Origin of the sequence: Streptomyces sp. NBC_00483 (genome assembly GCF_036013745.1) — a bacterium.
Taxonomy (GTDB): domain Bacteria; phylum Actinomycetota; class Actinomycetes; order Streptomycetales; family Streptomycetaceae; genus Streptomyces.
On the sequence record NZ_CP107880.1, the window covers coordinates 9580640 to 9597312 of the forward strand.

15 protein-coding genes and 1 pseudogene are annotated in these 16673 nt (G+C 70.1%); 12 read left to right on the top strand and 4 right to left on the bottom strand.

The genetic code is table 11. The features are described from left to right. Nucleotides 1-68: 68 nt before the first annotated feature. A complete protein-coding gene (locus OHA73_RS42805; protein WP_266724543.1) occupies nt 69-698 on the top strand; it encodes a TetR/AcrR family transcriptional regulator in 630 nt (209 codons plus the stop codon). Between the two features lie 39 nt (nt 699-737). Here the strand turns inward: OHA73_RS42805 and OHA73_RS42810 are convergent, their stop codons facing one another. After that, nucleotides 738-2192, bottom strand: a complete 1455-nt coding sequence (locus tag OHA73_RS42810; protein WP_327658070.1) for a serine hydrolase domain-containing protein — start codon at nt 2190-2192, stop codon at nt 738-740. Nucleotides 2193-2326: 134 nt separating this feature from the next. On the opposite strand from OHA73_RS42810, the gene OHA73_RS42815 reads away from it, so the two are divergent. Both OHA73_RS42815 and OHA73_RS42820 read left to right on the top strand, forming a co-directional pair. Next, on the top strand, nt 2327-3052 hold the full coding sequence (locus tag OHA73_RS42815; RefSeq protein WP_327658071.1) for a TetR/AcrR family transcriptional regulator: 726 nt from the start codon (nt 2327-2329) through the stop codon (nt 3050-3052). 240 nt (nt 3053-3292) lie between these two features. Further along, nucleotides 3293-4303 (top strand): FkbM family methyltransferase, encoded by a 1011-nt coding sequence (locus OHA73_RS42820; RefSeq protein WP_327658072.1) that lies wholly within the window; start codon nt 3293-3295, stop codon nt 4301-4303. An 87-nt stretch (nt 4304-4390) separates the two neighbouring features. Here OHA73_RS42820 and OHA73_RS42825 read toward each other — a convergent pair whose 3' ends face one another. Next, complete coding sequence (locus OHA73_RS42825) at nt 4391-4756, bottom strand: YybH family protein (RefSeq protein ID WP_266724551.1); 366 nt, start codon at nt 4754-4756, stop codon at nt 4391-4393. A 120-nt stretch (nt 4757-4876) separates the two neighbouring features. Between OHA73_RS42825 and OHA73_RS42830 the strand changes: the two genes are divergently transcribed. Then, nucleotides 4877-5758, top strand: a complete 882-nt coding sequence (locus OHA73_RS42830; RefSeq protein ID WP_327658073.1) for a LysR family transcriptional regulator — start codon at nt 4877-4879, stop codon at nt 5756-5758. A 13-nt stretch (nt 5759-5771) separates the two neighbouring features. On the opposite strand, the gene OHA73_RS42835 is transcribed toward OHA73_RS42830, so the two are convergent. Continuing rightward, nucleotides 5772-7478, bottom strand: coding sequence for an amidohydrolase (locus OHA73_RS42835; protein WP_327658074.1), 1707 nt, complete (start codon nt 7476-7478; stop codon nt 5772-5774). 187 nt (nt 7479-7665) lie between these two features. Here OHA73_RS42835 and OHA73_RS42840 point away from each other — a divergent pair, with 187 nt between their 5' ends. Next, nucleotides 7666-8103 carry a YdeI/OmpD-associated family protein gene (locus OHA73_RS42840; RefSeq protein ID WP_327658075.1) on the top strand — a complete coding sequence of 146 codons (438 nt, stop codon included), beginning with the start codon at nt 7666-7668 and terminating at the stop codon, nt 8101-8103. A 17-nt stretch (nt 8104-8120) separates the two neighbouring features. Here OHA73_RS42840 and OHA73_RS42845 read toward each other — a convergent pair whose 3' ends face one another. Further along, on the bottom strand, nt 8121-9140 hold the full coding sequence (locus OHA73_RS42845; RefSeq protein WP_327658076.1) for an Lrp/AsnC family transcriptional regulator: 1020 nt from the start codon (nt 9138-9140) through the stop codon (nt 8121-8123). A 137-nt stretch (nt 9141-9277) separates the two neighbouring features. Between OHA73_RS42845 and OHA73_RS42850 the strand changes: the two genes are divergently transcribed. The 7 genes and pseudogenes from OHA73_RS42850 to OHA73_RS42880 all read left to right on the top strand — a co-directional run bounded on the left by OHA73_RS42850 (nt 9278) and on the right by OHA73_RS42880 (nt 16667). Then, on the top strand, nt 9278-10675 hold the full coding sequence (locus OHA73_RS42850; protein WP_327658077.1) for an MFS transporter: 1398 nt from the start codon (nt 9278-9280) through the stop codon (nt 10673-10675). Next, nucleotides 10672-11883: an amidohydrolase gene (locus OHA73_RS42855; protein WP_327658078.1), complete on the top strand. Its 1212-nt coding sequence runs from the start codon at nt 10672-10674 to the stop codon at nt 11881-11883. Before OHA73_RS42850 ends, OHA73_RS42855 begins: the two co-directional genes overlap by 4 nt. A gap of 425 nt (nt 11884-12308) precedes the next feature. Beyond that, entirely contained in the window at nt 12309-13445 is a 1137-nt protein-coding gene (locus tag OHA73_RS42860; protein WP_267073451.1) for an LLM class flavin-dependent oxidoreductase, read from the top strand. A 56-nt stretch (nt 13446-13501) separates the two neighbouring features. Further along, a pseudogene (locus OHA73_RS42865) lies at nt 13502-13834 on the top strand (GNAT family N-acetyltransferase); the annotation flags it as partial. Between the two features lie 84 nt (nt 13835-13918). Then, the gene (locus OHA73_RS42870) at nt 13919-14833 is read left to right on the top strand and encodes an amino acid ABC transporter permease (protein WP_443063244.1); all 915 of its coding nucleotides are present in this window, start codon (nt 13919-13921) and stop codon (nt 14831-14833) included. After that, nucleotides 14830-15594, top strand: a complete 765-nt coding sequence (locus OHA73_RS42875; protein ID WP_323179746.1) for an amino acid ABC transporter ATP-binding protein — start codon at nt 14830-14832, stop codon at nt 15592-15594. The genes OHA73_RS42870 and OHA73_RS42875 overlap by 4 nt, the downstream gene beginning before the upstream one ends. A gap of 80 nt (nt 15595-15674) precedes the next feature. Then, on the top strand, nt 15675-16667 hold the full coding sequence (locus OHA73_RS42880) for an ABC transporter substrate-binding protein (RefSeq protein ID WP_327658079.1): 993 nt from the start codon (nt 15675-15677) through the stop codon (nt 16665-16667). The last annotated feature ends 6 nt before the right edge of the window (nt 16668-16673 follow it).

A 16673-nucleotide genomic window follows, 5' to 3' on the forward strand; every position in this document is an offset into this window, starting at 1 on the left:
TTGGTGTCTCGGGGTGGGGCTTTCGGGCGTTAACGGACGCCCCCGTCCGTTTGGGTAAAGTGAGAGAGGTGACCGAACGTTTGCCTCAGACGCTGCGCTCCGACGCCCTCGACAACCGCGAGCGCATCCTCGACGCGGCCCGCGCCGTGTTCGCCGCCGACGGCCTGAACGTGCCGATGCGCGAGATCGCCCGCCGTGCCGGAGTCGGCCCCGCCACCCTCTACCGCCGCTTCCCTACCAAGCAGGAGCTGGTCACGGAGGCCTTCGCGGAGGAGATGCGGGTGTGCCGCAGGCTCGTGGACGAGGGGCTCGCCGACCCGGATCCATGGCACGGGTTCTGCCACGTGATCGAGGAGACCTGCGAGATGCACGCCCGCGACCGCGGCTTCACCGAGGCCTTCATGTCGGCCTTCCCCAAGGCCCTGGACTTCGCCGAGAACCGCGCGTACACGCTGAAGGCCATCGCCGAAATCGCCCGCCGCGCCAAGGACTCCGGCCACCTGCGCCCGGACTTCGTCCTGGACGACCTGATCCTGATGCTCATGGCCAACCGAGGCATCCAGGCGGCATCGACATCCGCCCGCGTCGCCGCCTCCCGCCGCTTCGCGGCCTTCGTGATCCAGGCGTTCTCGGCGTCCCCGGAGCGCCATGGCGAGCTGCCGCCGGTGGCACGGCTGTCACCGCTGCTGTCGGTGTAGGCGCCAGGCGGCGGGGCGCTCTACGCGGCGCAGTCGTAATCAACCGACCTTGGGGCCGCAGCGCATACCGATGTAGACGCAGCCTGTGCCGTCCTGCAGGGTGGAGAAGACCACGGGCATGTAGTCCTCGCTGAATGCGGCACCCACTCCGGTACCGGCGAACACCGACTCGGTCACCGGTAGCAGGTCGATTTCCAGGGGCTCGGAGAAGTCCTTCATGCCATCGACGAACTCGTACACCGCGTGCCCCGCACCGTCCCGTTCGGTCACAGTGATGACCACACCCTCGCGCCTGTACGTGCCAAGGAGCGGTGCGAGGTCAACCACAGGCGGTTCGGCCGGAGGGGCGAAGGGCTCAGGCATCGTCACATCGGCCAGGTCGGCGAGCAGTTCCCGGTAGAGGGCCGCGTACAGCTCGCGCGCCCCGCCGCCGTTGGTGAGCAGGGCGACCGCGACGCCCGCCGTGGGAACTACGCGCAGGTAGCCGTACTGGCCGATCGATGCGCCGTCGTGGCCATACCCTTGGACACCGTCCCAGTCGTACAGGGTCCAGCCCAGCCCCCAGCCGTCCGCACTGACCGTCCACTTGTCGGGTGACTCGACCACGCGCTGTTGCATCATCGCGACGGTTTCCTCGGACAGCACCCGCGTGCCGTCCTGCGCGACGCCGCCGTTGAGGTGCATCTGTGCGAGCCGGACGACGTCCCCGGCTGTGGCGATGACCCGGCCGTAAGGCCCTGCCGAGCGCGGCATCAGATCCCAGGCCGGCGCGGGCTCCGGATCCTGGCCCGCCTCACCCAGGTGCCCCATCGCCGCCCGGAACCGCAGCGCCTGTTCGGGCAGGGTCACGGTGTGCGTGAGGCCGAGCGGAGTGAGGAGCAGGTCCTCCAGTGCCTCGTCCCAGACCTTGCCGGTCACGACTTCGATGATCCGGCCGAGGACGTTGTACCCGACGCTGCTGTAGGAGAGCGCGGTGCCGGGCGGGCAGTCGAGCGCCACGTCCTTCGCAGCCTCGACGTACTTGGCGAGGCAGTCGTCGCCGCGTCCGCTGTCGTGGTTGAAGTCGCAGGTGAGGCCACTGGTGTGGCTGAGCAGCTGGCGTGTGGTGATCACTTTGGTCGCGTCGGGGTCGGCGGCGGAAAACTCCGGCAGAACCTCCACGACCGGTGCGGCCAGGTCCAGTTCACCTGACTCGGCGAGGCGCATGATCAGAGAGGCCGTGTAGATCTTGGCGATGGAGCCCATCTGGAAGACCGAGTCGGTCGTCGCTTCCACGCCCGTGCCGCGATGCAGCACGCCACTGGCCAGCTCGTGGACGGTCCCGTCGACGAGAACTGCCAGTGACGCGGCGGGGACGTGATGCTCGGTACGCAAGGTGTCCAGACGGGCCTGCCAGTGGGCGACGTCGAACTTCCGGCCCGCCGAGTCCCGCGCTCCCCAGACGCCCTTGCTACCCCAGTTGCCCTGTTCGTCCCAGTTAACGACGGTCGACATGCCGAACCCCCAGCTCGATGCGTACGACGTTCCTTGTTGCGAACACTGTACGCATGGCGGAACGCCGTATGCAAGGTGCGTACGGCGTCCGCTATGGTGGTGGAGAAGGTGGAGCGAGTAAGGATGAGGGGCGTATGTCAGCCGAAAAGAAGCCGATCGCGTCGGTGTGGACCCGTCCGCAGCCCCTGCAGCGGGAGCAGCTGACTCGCGAGCAGATCGTTGCCGCAGCGATTGAGTTGCTGGACGCGGAGGGTGCCGAGGCGCTCAGCATGCGCAAGCTCGGCACCCGCTTGAAGGCGGCGGCCACCTCGCTCTATCGACACGTGGCCAACAAGGACGAGCTGATCCAGTTGGCCGTGGACGACGTCTTCGGAGAGCTGGACATGCCGGTGGCTGCCGAACGTGGCCAGTGGCGTGCGGACGTCACCCGCATCGCCACGGAACTTCGTGCGATGAGTCTGCGACACCGTTGGATCGTGTCCGAGCTCGGCCAGGTCGGACTTGTTCACATCGGTCCCAACGCCATGCGGATGGCGGCGGGTCTGCTCGCGCAGTTCGAAGTGGCGGGCTTCCCGGCGGACGAGAGGGACCGGGCGATGGGGACGCTTACGGCCTACGTCATCGGTATCGCCGCCTCCGAAGCCGCGTACCTTTCGTTGATCGCCCGCAGTGGCAGGAGCGAACAGGAGTGGGTGGCGGGTCTGCGGCCTCTCTTCGATGACGCCGCGCACCAACACCAGCGGCTACGAGAGGGAAGCTCTGCCCGGCAGGACCTTCCCCCGCAACAGATCCGCGATGACGACTTCGCTTACGGGCTTGACCGGGTCCTCGATGGCCTGGTCTCCCGGCTCCGGGCCTAGGGCCTGATCCAAATGACAGGCCCTAGCCGACGGAGATGCCGGAACCGGCGGTGACCGGGGCGCGAGCTTCTCTGATGAGCCCGCCGGGACTTCTCTCTTTCGGGTGAAACCTGACCTGGTGGGTCCCGCTTTGGGACCGCTTCTGACCTGTGACGGAGGCGTCTCGTGGGAGCGGATGTCATTTGGCGGCGGCCGAGTCGGTGTCCGGGGGATCGGTGGGGCGGCTGCGAACGTGCATGCATGGCTAGCGTGTACAGAACTCTGCTGAACACCGTCGCCCGGACCGGCGCTCAGGTCGTCGATCTGGCTCCCGGAGCCGCGGTCCTTGCGCGGAGCCGGCGGAAGTGGGCAGGCGCCTGCCTCGAGGACGGAGCGCACCTCGTCACCAGCCGGGGGAAGTGGACCGATTCCCCCTTGGAAGACGGGGCGCACCTCGTCACAAGGCGCGGAAAGTGGGCCGCCACTCCGCTCGCCGAGGGGGCTCAGCTCATTGTCGATGAGCGAAAGTCACGTGCGCAGGAGCATGGATTCCAGAAGGCGGCCGCCGACTATCTCGGTGCTCGCCACGTGGCCGCCATGCTCGAGTCCTACGGCGTGAACTGCGTATTCGATGTCGGGGCGAACGTCGGCCAGTACGGCAGGCGACTCCGAGAATTCGGGTACAAGGGGCGGATCGTTTCGTTCGAGCCGGTTCCGCGGTTTCTGGAAAAGTTGCAGAAGCGCGCTGAAGGCGACCCGGACTGGCATGTCGTCCCGTGCGGGCTCGGACGGGTGGACACGATTCAGTCCATGCACGTGGAGTGGCTCAGTATGAGCTCGCTCCTCCCGCCCAGCGAATACGGGAACACCCGGTACAAGCGGTTCGTCAAAGGCGGCACCGAGGACATTCAGATCTGTCGGCTCGACGGGCTGATGGACAAGGCTCTCGACGGAATCGACAATCCGCAGCCCTATCTCAAGATGGACACTCAGGGCTACGACCTCGAGGTGTTCGCCGGGGCGGGGGAGCGCATCTCCGAATTCGTGGGGCTGCAGTCGGAGGTCGCACTTCTGAGGATCTACGAGGGCAGCCCGCGGATGGCCGAAGCGCTCGCCGAGTACGAGCGCGAGGGCTTCGAAGTCACCGGCATGTATCCGGTGACCCAGGAGAGCGGCTCCGGCCGCGTGCTCGAGTTCGATTGCGTGATGATGCGCGCCAGTGAGACGCCGGTCCCGCTGCCTCGCGGTCAGCACGCCGCTCAGCAGTCCTAGCCCGCGTGGGCAGCGCGCCGCTCAGTGGTCCTGGCCCCCGTGGGCAGCGCGCCGCTCAGTAGTCCCGGCTCGCGCCCGCACGCGTGGTCAGCGCGTCGGCGGCGCGAACTCGGGCTGGTCGAGGAAGCGCAGCCAGCTTCCGTCCGGCTGGCGGCGCACGACCTGCGCACGGGCCCCCGTCCCGTCCTTCGGCGGCGTCGACGTGAGGGCGATGTCGCCGCTGATCAGCGTCGGCAGCGGCTGCTCCGGCTCGAAGTGGGGGCGGTTCGCCAGCACCTTCTCCCACAGCACGCGGATCGCCTCCCGCCCGACCGTCTCCTGGCCGGGCGGGTAGGCGAGCACCGCGTCCTCCTCGTAGAGCGCGGCGACGCCGGCCGCGTCCCCCGCGTTGGACCGCTCGACGAACAGGCGGGTGATGTCCTCGGGCCGCATGGCCTTCTCGTACTCCGACATGGGGTTCCTCCCGGCGTCAGTTCCCTGGCTTGGTGCTTCCAGCGTCGCCGTCCGACGATCAGAAGTCCAACAGATGGTTCTGATGGAAATCAGAAGCTGCGGTCATGGACAATGGGTGTCATGGACCTGAGGCAGCTCGAATACTTCGTCGCCGTCGCCGAGGAGCGGAACTTCACGCGCGCCGCCGAGCGGGTGCACATCAGCCAGTCCGGCGTCAGCGCGCAGATCCGGCAGCTGGAGCGTGAGCTCGGGGCGGAGCTGTTCGACCGCTCGTCCCGCACCGTCACGCTCACCGTCGCGGGCAAGGCCGCGCTCGAACAGGCCCGCGCCACCCTCGCCGCGGCCGGGGCGATCGGCCGGGCGGTGGCCGAGGTGTCCGAACTGATCAGGGGGCGGCTCACCGTCGGCATGGTCATCGGCTGCACCATCACCCCGCTGTTCGACGCCCTCGCGGCGTTCCACGAGGCGCACCCGGGCGTCGAGCTCTCGCTCCTGGAGGACGGCTCCGACCGGCTCGTCGAGGGGGTGCGCGCCGGCGATGTCGACCTGGCGCTCATCGGCGCCGCGCACAGCACCCCTGACGGCCTCGACTCGCTGACCATCGTCGACGAGAGGCTCGTCGTGGCGGTCCCGGCCGGGCACCCGCTGGCGAAGCAACGGCGCGTCGTACTACAGGACCTGATGGCCCATCCGATCGTCTGCATGCCGCCCGGCACCGGCCTGCGCACGGTCTTCGACCGGGCCTGCACCGCGCAGGGCCTGCACCCCACGATCGCGCTGCAGGCCAGTGCCGCGGACTCCATCGCCGCCCTCGCAGACCGCGGCCTCGGCGTCGCCGTCCTGAGCGAGTCGATGGTCGCGGATCACCCCGACGGGCTCACTGCCCGCACCATCGACGACGTCGACACACCGGCGCTGCTCGCCCTGGTCTGGAAGCGGGCGCACAACCCGGCGCTGCGCGAACTGCTGGGCCACGCGCGGCGGGCGTTCGCAGGACCGTGACGTCCGCCGGGCGTCACAGGTCGCCGTACTCTCCGACCCGCTTCCCCGCGACCCACGTCTGCAGCACCTTCGTCTGCCACACCGCCCGGCCGGACGGCAGGTCGAACGGGTCCGTGTCGGTGAGAACGAAGTCGCCCCACTTGCCCGGCTCCAGCGTGCCGAGGACGTGTTCCTGGTGCGCCGCGTGCGCGGGTTCCACCGTGTACGAACGAAGCGCCTCCACAGGCGTCATGGCCTGCTCCGGGTACCAGCCGCCGGCCGGCTTGCCGTCCCGGTCGGTGCGGGTGACGGCGGCGTGCAGGCCGTCGAAGGGGTTCTCGGACGAGACGGGGAAGTCCGAGCCGGAGGGCAGGTGCGTGCCCTGGTCGATGAGGGTGCGCCAGGCGTAGGCGCCCTTGATGCGCTCGGCACCGATCCGGTCCTCGGCCATGTTCATGTCGTCGGTGGCGTGCACCGGCTGCATCGACGCGATGATGCCGAGCCTGCGAAGCCGTGGGATGTCCTCCGGTGAGAGCACCTGTACGTGCTCGATACGGTGCCGCATCCCGGCGTCGCCGACGCGCCGGAACGTCTGCTCGTACGCGTCCAGGACGACACGATTGCCGCGGTCGCCGATGGCGTGCACCGCTGACTGGTAGCCGCCGCGCACCACTTGCTCGACGCGGCGCTGCAACTCCTCCGGCTCCACCTGGAGCAGCCCGCTGGTGTCCGGGTCGTCGGCGTACGGAGCGAGCAGCGCGGCACCGTGGCTGCCGAGCGCGCCGTCGATGTACTGCTTGACGGTGCGGATGCGGACCATGTCGTCGGCGTACGAGTCGGTGCGGGCGTCCGCGCCGATGTCGGTGAACGCCTTGTAGGAGAGGAAGGCGTTCACGCGGATGGTCAGGGCGCCCTCGTCCGCGAGTTGGCGCAGTACGACGACACCGCTCGCGTCCGTGCCCGCCTCCGACACGGACGTCATGCCCACGCTGCCGAGCTGCTTCTGCGCGGCGAGCGCACGGGCCCGTACGTCTTCGAGGGTGGGCTCGGGCAGCTTGTCCTCCACGAGCGCCTGCGCGGCGTCGATGAGCACGCCGGTCGGATTGCCGGCGCCGTCGCGCACGATGCGGCCGCCGTCGGGGTCCGGGGTGGCGGCGGTGATGCCGACGGCCTTCAGCGCCGCGGTGTTGGCGACACCGGCGTGCCCGTCCACCCGCCCCAGCCACACCGGCCGGTCGTCGACGATCGGGTCCAGATCGGCGGCATTGGGCAGCCGACCGAGCCCCCACACGACCTCGTTCCAGCCGCGTCCGAGGATCCACGGGTCGTCGGGGTGCGCGGTGTCGTAGGCGGCGAGCCGGTCCATGGCCTCCTTCAGGGAACGGGTCCCGACGAGGTTCAGCTCCACGGCGAGGGCGCCGAGCCCCCACAAGTGACCGTGCGCGTCGTGCAGTCCGGGCAGCAGGACGCGGCCGCGGCCGTCGAGGCGGCGTATGCCCTTGGGGGCCGCGCCGATGTCGAGCGCGGCGACACGCCCCTCGGGTGTGAGCAGCATCCGGGAGAATCTGCGCAGCTTGCCGCGCGCGAGTGTGTAGCCACGCACGTTGTCGACGAGCAAGGGCCCCGGCCGCTCGGTCTTCGCCGGCCGGGAAGCGGCGGCGGCGGACCCGGCGAACGCGCCGGACACGGCCACCGCGGCGGCCCCGGCACCGGCCAGTTGGAGGAACTGCGCGCGGCTCATCCGGGGTGTACGCGGCGTGGGACAGCAGGACTCACACATTCGGCGGCTCCTTGCAAGAAGGCTTGCGGGCAGGTGAGTTGACCACAAGATGATCGAATCACTGTCCGAAAGCTAAGCAGTCCCTGTCCGGCGGTCAAGATCCCTTACGCTCCCGAGGAAACGGCCACCGCGCGAACGGGAGCACCACATGAAGTTCCGGACCCACGTCGAACCCCCGAAGCCGATGCACGGCCTGGAGGTCCCTCCGGAGCTCGTGGACGAGCTCGGCGGCGGGAAGCGGCCCCCGGTGGTCATCACGGTCAACGGGCACACATGGCGCAGCCGGGTCGCCCTCATGCGCGGCCGTTGCCTGCTCGGCCTGAGCAAGGCCAACAGGGAGGCCGCGGGCGTCGAGACGGGGGAGGAGGTCGAGGTCGACCTGCAACTCGACACCGAGCCCCGCACCGTGACCGAGCCCGAGGACTTCGCCCACGCCCTCGACGCGGACCCGACCGCCCGCGCCGCCTACGACCGCCTCTCCCACAGCCGCAAACGGCAGCACGTCCTCGCCATCGAATCCGCGAAGAAGCCCGAGACACGCGCGCGACGCATCGAGAAGGCGCTGGAGTCGCTGCGGACGGGCTAGTAACGAGCCGCCGAGACTCACCACGGCCTGATCGGACGCACCCCCGTGCGCCTGCCGTCCTCGTCCAGCAGATGACCCATGCGCTTGACCGTGTGCAGGCCGACGATGCGGTCGGTCACCTCCAGTGTCGGCAGGCGCGCGCCCAGGGATGTCTCGCGGCGTTGGATGTCGCCGAGGTCGCGTACCCACAGGGTGGCGAAGATGTTCGTCCGGCCGGTGACCGCGGCGACGAGGCGGCATTCGGGCAGTGCGGCGAGGGCGCGGTGGACGGCCGCGATGTCACGGGCCGGGACCCGGCCGAGCAGCGAGACGGGGAGCGGGCGTCCCGCGAGCGCGTTCGCCATGTCGCAGCGGAAGGTGAGGACACCCGAGTCGGTGAGCCGGTGCAGGCGGCGGCGGACGGTGGCGGGACTGGTGTCGGTGTGTGCGGCGAGTGCCGCGAGGCCGAGGCGGCCGTCGCCGACCAGGGCGTCGATCAACCTCCGGTCCACCGCGTCGAGTTGGGACGTCGGCGCGGTCTCGGACGCATGCGTGCTCGCCCGGCCCAGGGCGCTGAGCTGCGCCGGGTCCAGGGAGCGGAGCCGCCAGCGGCTGCCCTCCACGTAGAGGGACGTGGCGAAGAGGCAGTCGACGGCGGTGACACCGGGCAGCGGTTCGAGGTGTGTCGTCACGAAACGGGTGAGCGCGGGCAGGTCGGGGGCGAGGACGTCGATGAGCAGATCGGCGCTGCCGGGGCCGGTGAGTTCGACGGTCACGGCCTCGTCGTGCACGCGCAGCTCTTGAGCGATGCGCATACGGGTGCCGGGTCGGCAGCGGACCAGGACGAACGCCGTGCAGCGCGTGCGCGAGAACTCCCGCCCCGGCGCCGCGTACACCCAGGCGAGCCCTTCCGCGGTCAGCCGGTCCCAGCGGCGGGCGAGGGTGCTCGCGGTGACACCCAGCGGCGGTGCGAGTTCGCTCCAGGAGGCGCGGGGGCGTAGCTGGAGGGCGTTGACGAGTGCGAGGTCCAGCTCGCTCGCGGTGACCGTTTCTCGCATCCGGTACCACCTCCGTGCTCGTTTCCGACGAATCCGCGGACCGGTGCGACCGCAGCCCGCACAGTAGCCACCGAATGTGATTCCGGCCAGAAGGGACGTCCCCGGTGGGCGCAGACGTGGGCACACGAGGGTCAGCGGTGGGCAGCGGCCGCGGCATGCTCGGCGCGATGGCGGTCGTCGTCGTGTTCAGCGGCGTCGTACAGGGCTATCTCACGCCGCTCCTCCCGGAGTTGGGGCAGCGGCTCGGCATCGGCGGAGTGGCCCAGAACAATCTCTATCTGCTGTCGCAGTGCGCGTTCGCCGTGCTCACACCACTGCTCTCACGCCTCGGTGATCTGTACGGTCACCGTCGGCTGCTGCGAGTGGCACTCACGATGGTCGCGGCCGGTTCGCTACTGATGGCGGTGCGGCCGACGGTGGTGACACTCGCCGTGGGGATGGTCCTGCAGGGCGCGGTGGTCGGGTTCTTCCCGCTGCTCGCGGGCATCCTGCGCTCGCGCGCCCCGGAACGCGGCCGCACCGGGATGTCGCTCCTGGTCGGCGCCCTGCTGATCGCCGTCGGCGCGGGCGGCCTCGTGGCGGGCGCCCTCAGCGAGCGGCATGCCGAGGCCGGGCTGTGGGCGGCGGTGCCGGTGGCCGTGCTCGCCCTGGCCGCGGGCCTCGTACTGCCGGACAGCGACGGGGAGTTCGGCGGCCGGTTCCACTACGGAGCGGCGGCGCTGCTGACCATCGGGCTCGTCGCTCTGGTCCTGTTGCTCGCACAGGGCGGCACATGGGGGTGGACCTCGGCGCGCTCCCTGGGCACCGGAGCCCTCGCAGTGGTGGTGTTCCTCGCCTGGGTGACGGTGGAGCGCCGCGCGACCCAACCGCTGGTGAGCGTCCGCATGCTGCGGGACCGGCGGCTCGCGGCGGTCAGCGCGCACACGTTCTGCGCGGCCTTCGGCACGATCGGCTTCCTCGGCGCCAACGCCCTGTTCCTCGGGGCCGACCCGGCCACCGTCGGCTACGGCATGGGGCTCGGCCCGCAGTCCATCGCGACGGTGTCCCTGGCCATGGTGGTCATGGGCTTCGCCGGCTCCACGGCCACACCGCGCCTGGCCCGCCGCATCGGCGACCGCGCCGTCCTGGTCACCGGCGGAACCCTCATCGGGCTCGGCTTCCTGGGCCTGATCCTCTTCCACGCCACACTCCCGCAGTACATCGCGTCGGCGCTGATCGTCGGCCTCGCCACCGGTGTCTTCGAGTCCATCACACGGACCCTGTCGGCGGAGATCGTGCCCGAGCGGCAGACCGCGCTGGCCGTGGGCATCAACGAACTCGCCCTGTCGCTGGGCGCGGCGATCGGCGCCGCCGTCATCGGCGGGCTCTTCTCCGCGCACCAACTCGGCGGCCACATCGCGCTGTCCGGCTATGTGTGGAGCTGGGGCGCCTGCGCCGCGGTCGCCCTGCTCGGCGGGACCCTCGCGCTCTTGTACGGGAGCGGGGCCACGGCCGACACCGACATACGCACCGACGCGAAGGAGAGCCTCGCATGACGACCATGACGACAACGCCTTCCCTGCACGACGAGGTGACACAGGCGGTCCTGAGCCGGCGCGAGCAGCTCATCGCGCTCAGCCACAGCCTGCACGCCGAACCCGAGACCGCCCTCGAGGAACACCGCTCGGCCACGAAGATCGCAGCGCTCCTCGAAGCGTGCGGGTTCACGGTCACCCGCCCCCTCGACTCACTGCCCACCGCGCTCGACGCGACGTACGGCAACGGCGAGTTGGTGCTCGCCTTCTGTGCCGAGTACGACGCGCTGCCCGGCATCGGCCACGCCTGCGGGCACAACGTGAACGGCGCGGCGGCGGTCGGCGCGGCGCTCGGCCTCGCGGCCGTCGCGGACAGGCTCGACGTCACCGTACGGCTCATCGGCACACCGGCCGAGGAGGACATCGGCGGCAAGGTGCTCCTCATCGAGGCGGGCGTCTTCGACGACGTGGCCGCGGCACTGATGGCGCACGCCGCCCCGGAGGACACCGTCGGCGCCTCCTCCCTCGCGATCGGCGCCTGGGACATCACCTACCGGGGCCGGCCGGCCCACGCGGCCCTCGCACCATGGGAGGGCGTGAACGCGCTCGACGCACTGACCGTCGCCCAGACCGCGATCGGCGTGCTGCGCCAGCAGCTGCCTCCGGGCTCCCTGGTCCACGGCATCGTCACCGACGGGGGCCGAGCCCCGAACGTCATCCCCGACACCGCGGCCGCCCGCTACGAGGTGCGGGCCCCCACCGTCGAACAGCTCACGGCGGTGCAGCGCCGGGTCCGCGCCTGCTTCGAGGCGGGCGCCCTCGCCACCGGCGCCACCCTCGAACTCGCCCAGCACGGAAGGGACTTCGCGGATCTGCGCCAGGACCCGTTCCTGACCGAGGCCTACGCGGCGGCCGCCCGCTCCCTCGGCCGCACCCCGCTGTCCCGGCACGGCGCCACCACAGCGTCCACCGACATGGGCAACGTGTCCCGCCTCCTGCCCGCGATCCACCCCACCATCGGCTACGACACCGCGGGTGCGAGCCAGCACACCGTCGAGTTCGCGGCACACGGCACGACCCCCGGCGCGGACCGTGCGGTGACCGACGGGGCGTCGGCGCTGGCCCTGGCCGCGGCTGCCGCGGCGACGGACGAGGAGCAGCGGAGCCGGCTGCTGAGCGGTGTCGAGCACCGTCGGGCCCAGCGGCAGGCGGCGACCGACTCTGCCTGAGCGGTCCGACGACCGCCCACAAGCCGGTCCGACGCCGTCCGACATTCGAGCGCGGCTTGACGAAACGGCCCTGCGGACGGCTCAATTGGTCCATGACTGCCCAGCGCTTGGTCTCGCGTGACCACATCGACTTCGGTCGGGTGTGGTCCGCGGCGTGTTGCGCCTGAATCGGCAGCGGGCCCTCTGACCGGCCCCTTTCTTCCTTGGTGATTTCTCGGTGACTCCTCGGCGGCTCCCTCTGTGACCCCGCCCGGGCCCGAGCTCTGACGCCTCGCGCGCGCTGCCACACCACCGCATCCCACGACGCCCCGCGTCGTCACGCCCGTATCGACCCGTCTGTGTGACGAGTCGTCAATTCCGCCTGCGCGCACGGCTGTTCCGGCCTGCCCGCACGCGGTTCTCGCCGCCTGAGAAAGGCCCACCCCATGCCCGTGGAATTCCTCGGCATCGCCGCCACCAACGACGGCTCCGAAACCACCTCCCGTTCCGGCGCCGCCTTCGACAAGGAGTACACACTCCGTCTCGCCCGCGCCCATGAGGACCACGACTGGGACCGGGTGCTGTTCGCGTACGGCTCCGGGTCGCCCGACCCGGCACCGGCCGCCGCCTACATCGCGAGCCACCTCGACCGCCTGCAGATCCTGCTCGCCCACCGGCCCAACGTCTCGTACCCCACCTTCGCCGCCAAGACCTTCGCCACCCTCGACCGGATCAGCGACGGCCGGCTCACCGTCCACTTCATCACCGGCGGCAACGACCAGGAACAGGGCCGCGAGGGCGACACCCTCACCAAGGACGAGCGCTACAGCCGCACCCGCGAGTACATCCAGCTCGTCAAGAAGATCTGGACCACCCACGAACCCTTCGACCACGAGGGCGAGCACTACCGCTTCCACGACTTCGTCAGTGATGTCTTCCCGGTCCAACAGCCGCGGCCCGGCGTCTCGTTCGGAGGTTCCTCGCCCGCCGCGTACGCCGCCGGGGGAGCGGAGGCCGACATCTACTGCCTGTGGGGCGAGCCGCTGGCCAAGACCGCCGAGCAGATCGAGACCGTGAAGGCCGCAGCGAAGGCCGCGGGCCGCACCGACGTCCCGCGCATCCAGGTCGCCTTCCGTCCCATCATCGCGCCGACCGAGGAGCTGGCCTGGGAGAAGGCGCACCGCACGGTCGGTGCGATCAAGGCCAGGAAGGAGCGCGGCGAGCGCATCGGCAGGCGTCACCACGGGCACGCCGAGCCGCAAAATACGGGCTCCCAGCGGCTCATCGCCATCGCCGAGGCGGGGGAGCGCTACGACCGCGCCCTGTGGACCCCGACGGCCGCCGCGACCGGCGGCGCGGGCAACTCCAACGCCCTCGTCGGCACCCCGGAGACCGTGGCCCAGGCGCTCCTCGACTATTACGACCTCGGTGTCGACATCCTCTCCGCGCGCGGTTACGACCTGCTGGACGACGCGATCGACTTCGGCCGGTACGTGATCCCGATCGTGCGCGAGGAGGTCGCCAAGCGCGACGCCGAGCGCGCGGCACGAGGGACCGGGGCGACGGCGGCGGTGGGTGCGTGACCTCCCTGGCCCAACCACCCGCGCCGTCAGAGGACGTGACGGTCGTTCACGTCCCCGTGTCCGATCCCCGTGTCGAGCCGCTGCTGCGCGAGCTCGGCGACGAGTACTCGACCCGGTACGGCAAGGACGCCCACGCCGAGATCGCCCGTTACCCCGACGAGGAGTTCACGCCGGCCCACGGCGGGCTGCTGCTCCTCGTCCTCGAGAACGGTGAACCCGTCGCGGGAGGCGCCTTCCGCCGCTACGACGCCGACACCGCCGAGCTGAAGCGGATCTGGACGCACTCCGCCCACCGGCGGCGCGGCCTCGCCCGCCGCGTGGTCGACGAGCTGGAGCGCGAGGCCGGCGAGCGCGGCTACCGGCGGATCCACCTCACCACCGGGCCCCGCCAGCCGGAAGCCCGCGGCCTCTACCTGGCCACCGGGTACACGCCGCTCTTCGACACCGAGGCCGATCCCGAGTCCATCGGTCCGCTGCCGTTCGAGAAACACCTCCTCGGCGCCGCGCCCACCGGACAGACCCCGGACGACCCGGCCTCCCTCAAGGTCGTCCCCGTCCGCCACTACGCCCGCTGGGTCGCGGCAGCCGCCGTGCTCGTCCTGGTCGCCCAGTTCGCGCACGGCCTGCTGACCAACCCCGTATGGGAATGGGACGTCTTCCGCGACTACGTCCTGTCCGAGACGATCGTGCAGGCCGTCTGGGTGACGCTCCAACTCACCGCATACGCGACGGTGTTGGGGTTCCTGCTCGGTACGGTGCTGGCCTTCATGCGGCTCTCGCAGAGTCCGGTGCTGCAGACCGTGGCCTGGACCTACATCTGGATCTTCCGGTCCATCCCGATGATCGTCCAGCTGGTCTTCTGGTTCAATCTCAGCGCGCTCTACAAGGAGTTGGGCCTCGGCATCCCCTTCGGCCCGGTGTTCTGGTCCGTCGACAGCAACAGCCTCATCGGCACCATCGGCGCCGCCATCATCGGCCTCACTCTGCACCAGGCCGCGTACGCCGCGGAGATCGTGCGCGGTGGTGTCATCTCCGTCGACCGGGGCCAGCTGGAGGCCGCCGCCGCCCTCGGTATCCCGCGCCTGCGGCAGATCCGTCGGATCGTGCTGCCGCAGGCCATGCGCGCCATCCTGCCGACGGCGGGCAACGAGATCATCGGCCTGCTCAAGGGCACATCGGTGGTCTACGTGATGTCCATCGGCGAGCTCTTCTACCAGGCCCAGGTCATCTACGGCCGCAACGGCCGGGTGATCCCGCTGCTCCTCGTCGCCACCGCCTGGTACGTGGTCCTGACCTCACTCCTCTCCATCGCCCAGCACTACGTGGAACGCCGATACGCCCGGGGCACCGCCCCGAAGACCCTCCGGGCCCTGGGAGGCCGACGATGAGCAAGCCCATGGTGGACATCCAGGACGTCCACAAGAGTTTCGGCCCGCTGGAGGTGCTGCGCGGCGTCGACCTGCGCGTGCACGCCGGTGAGGTCACCGTGATCCTCGGCCCGTCAGGATCGGGGAAGTCCACGCTGCTGCGCACCATCAACCACCTGGAGAAGGTGAACAGCGGCTGGATCAGCATCGACGGCGAACTCATCGGCTACCGCCGCCAGGGCGACAAGCTGCACGAGCTGCGGGAGAAGGACGTCCTGAAGCAGCGCACCCACATCGGGTTCGTCTTCCAGGACTTCAACCTCTTCCCGCACCTCACCGTCCTCGACAACCTGATCGAGGCCCCCGTCTCCGCCCTGCGCCGCCCGCGCAAGGAGGCGGAGGACACCGCCCGGACGCTGCTCGAACGAGTGGGGCTCGGCGACCGGGCCGATTCCTATCCGCGCCAGCTCTCCGGCGGCCAGCAGCAGCGCGTCGCCATCGCCCGCGCGCTCGCCCTCGAACCCAAGGTGCTGCTCTTCGACGAGCCCACATCGGCGCTCGACCCGGAACTGGTGGGTGAGGTCCTCGATGTCATCAAGGACCTGGCGAGCACCGGAACCACGATGATCGTCGTCACCCACGAGATCGGCTTTGCCCGCGAGGTCGCCGACACCGTGGTGTTCATGGACGGCGGTGTCGTCGTGGAGCAGGGGACACCCGCGGCCGTCCTCGACGCCCCGCAGCACGAACGCACCCGTGCCTTCCTCTCCAAGGTCCTGTAACGCCCTGCGCCGATAACCCTCTGCGCCGACCACCCCTGCTCTCTGCTCTGCCGTCTGCTTTGCACACAAGGAGAACGACCGTGCCTCTCACCCTCGCCCACCGGCGCCGCACCACCACCGCGGCCGCGCTCTCGCTCGCGGCCACCCTGCTCCTGGCCGCCTGCAGCAACCCCTCCGACGGTGGCACGACCGAGGTCGCGGACGGCTCGGGCGCCAAGGCGAAGATCAACCTCAGTCCCGAGCAGCACCGCGTCACCACCGGCAAGGTCGACTCCATAGCCGACGAGGTGCCCGAGCGGATCCGTAAGAGAGGCACTCTGGAGGTCATCGGCTCCTCCAGCTCCGCCGCGCCGCTGGGCTTCCACGCCACCGACAACAAGACCGTCATCGGTGTCGAGCCCGACCTCGCGTACCTCGTCGCCGACGTCCTCGGCCTCAAGGTGCGCCGCACCACCGCCTCCTGGGAGAACATTTTCGTAGGCCTCGACAGCGGCAAGTACGACGTGGGCCTCAGCAACATCACGGTCACCGAGGACCGCAAGGAGAAGTACGACTTCGCCACCTACCGCAAGGACAACCTGGGCTTCGAGGCGAAGAAGGGCAGCGGCCTGAAGGTCAGGGGGCCGAAGGACGTGGCGGGCAGGACGGTCGCCGTGGGCAGCGGCACCAACCAGGAGAAGCTGCTCATCGAGTGGAGCAAGGCGAACGTGAAGGCGGGCCGCAAGCCGGTCGACATCAAGTACTACCAGAACGACAGCGACACCTATCTCGCCCTGCAGTCCGGCCGCATCGACATCTATCTCGGCCCCAACCCGACCGCCGCCTACCACGCGGCCAGCACCGGGAAGACCGAGGTCGTCGGCACGTACTCGGGCGCGGGCGCCGAGCTCCAGGGCCTCATCGCCGCCACCACCAAGAAGGACAGCGGGCTCGTGAAGCCGCTCGCCGAAGCGCTCGACCATGTCATCGACAACGGCAGCTACGCGAAGGTCCTCAAGCGCTGGGGGCTCTCCGACGAGGCCGTGACCAAGTCGAGGATCAATCCGCCCGGCCTGCCGAAGACCGGCGAGTAGTCACTC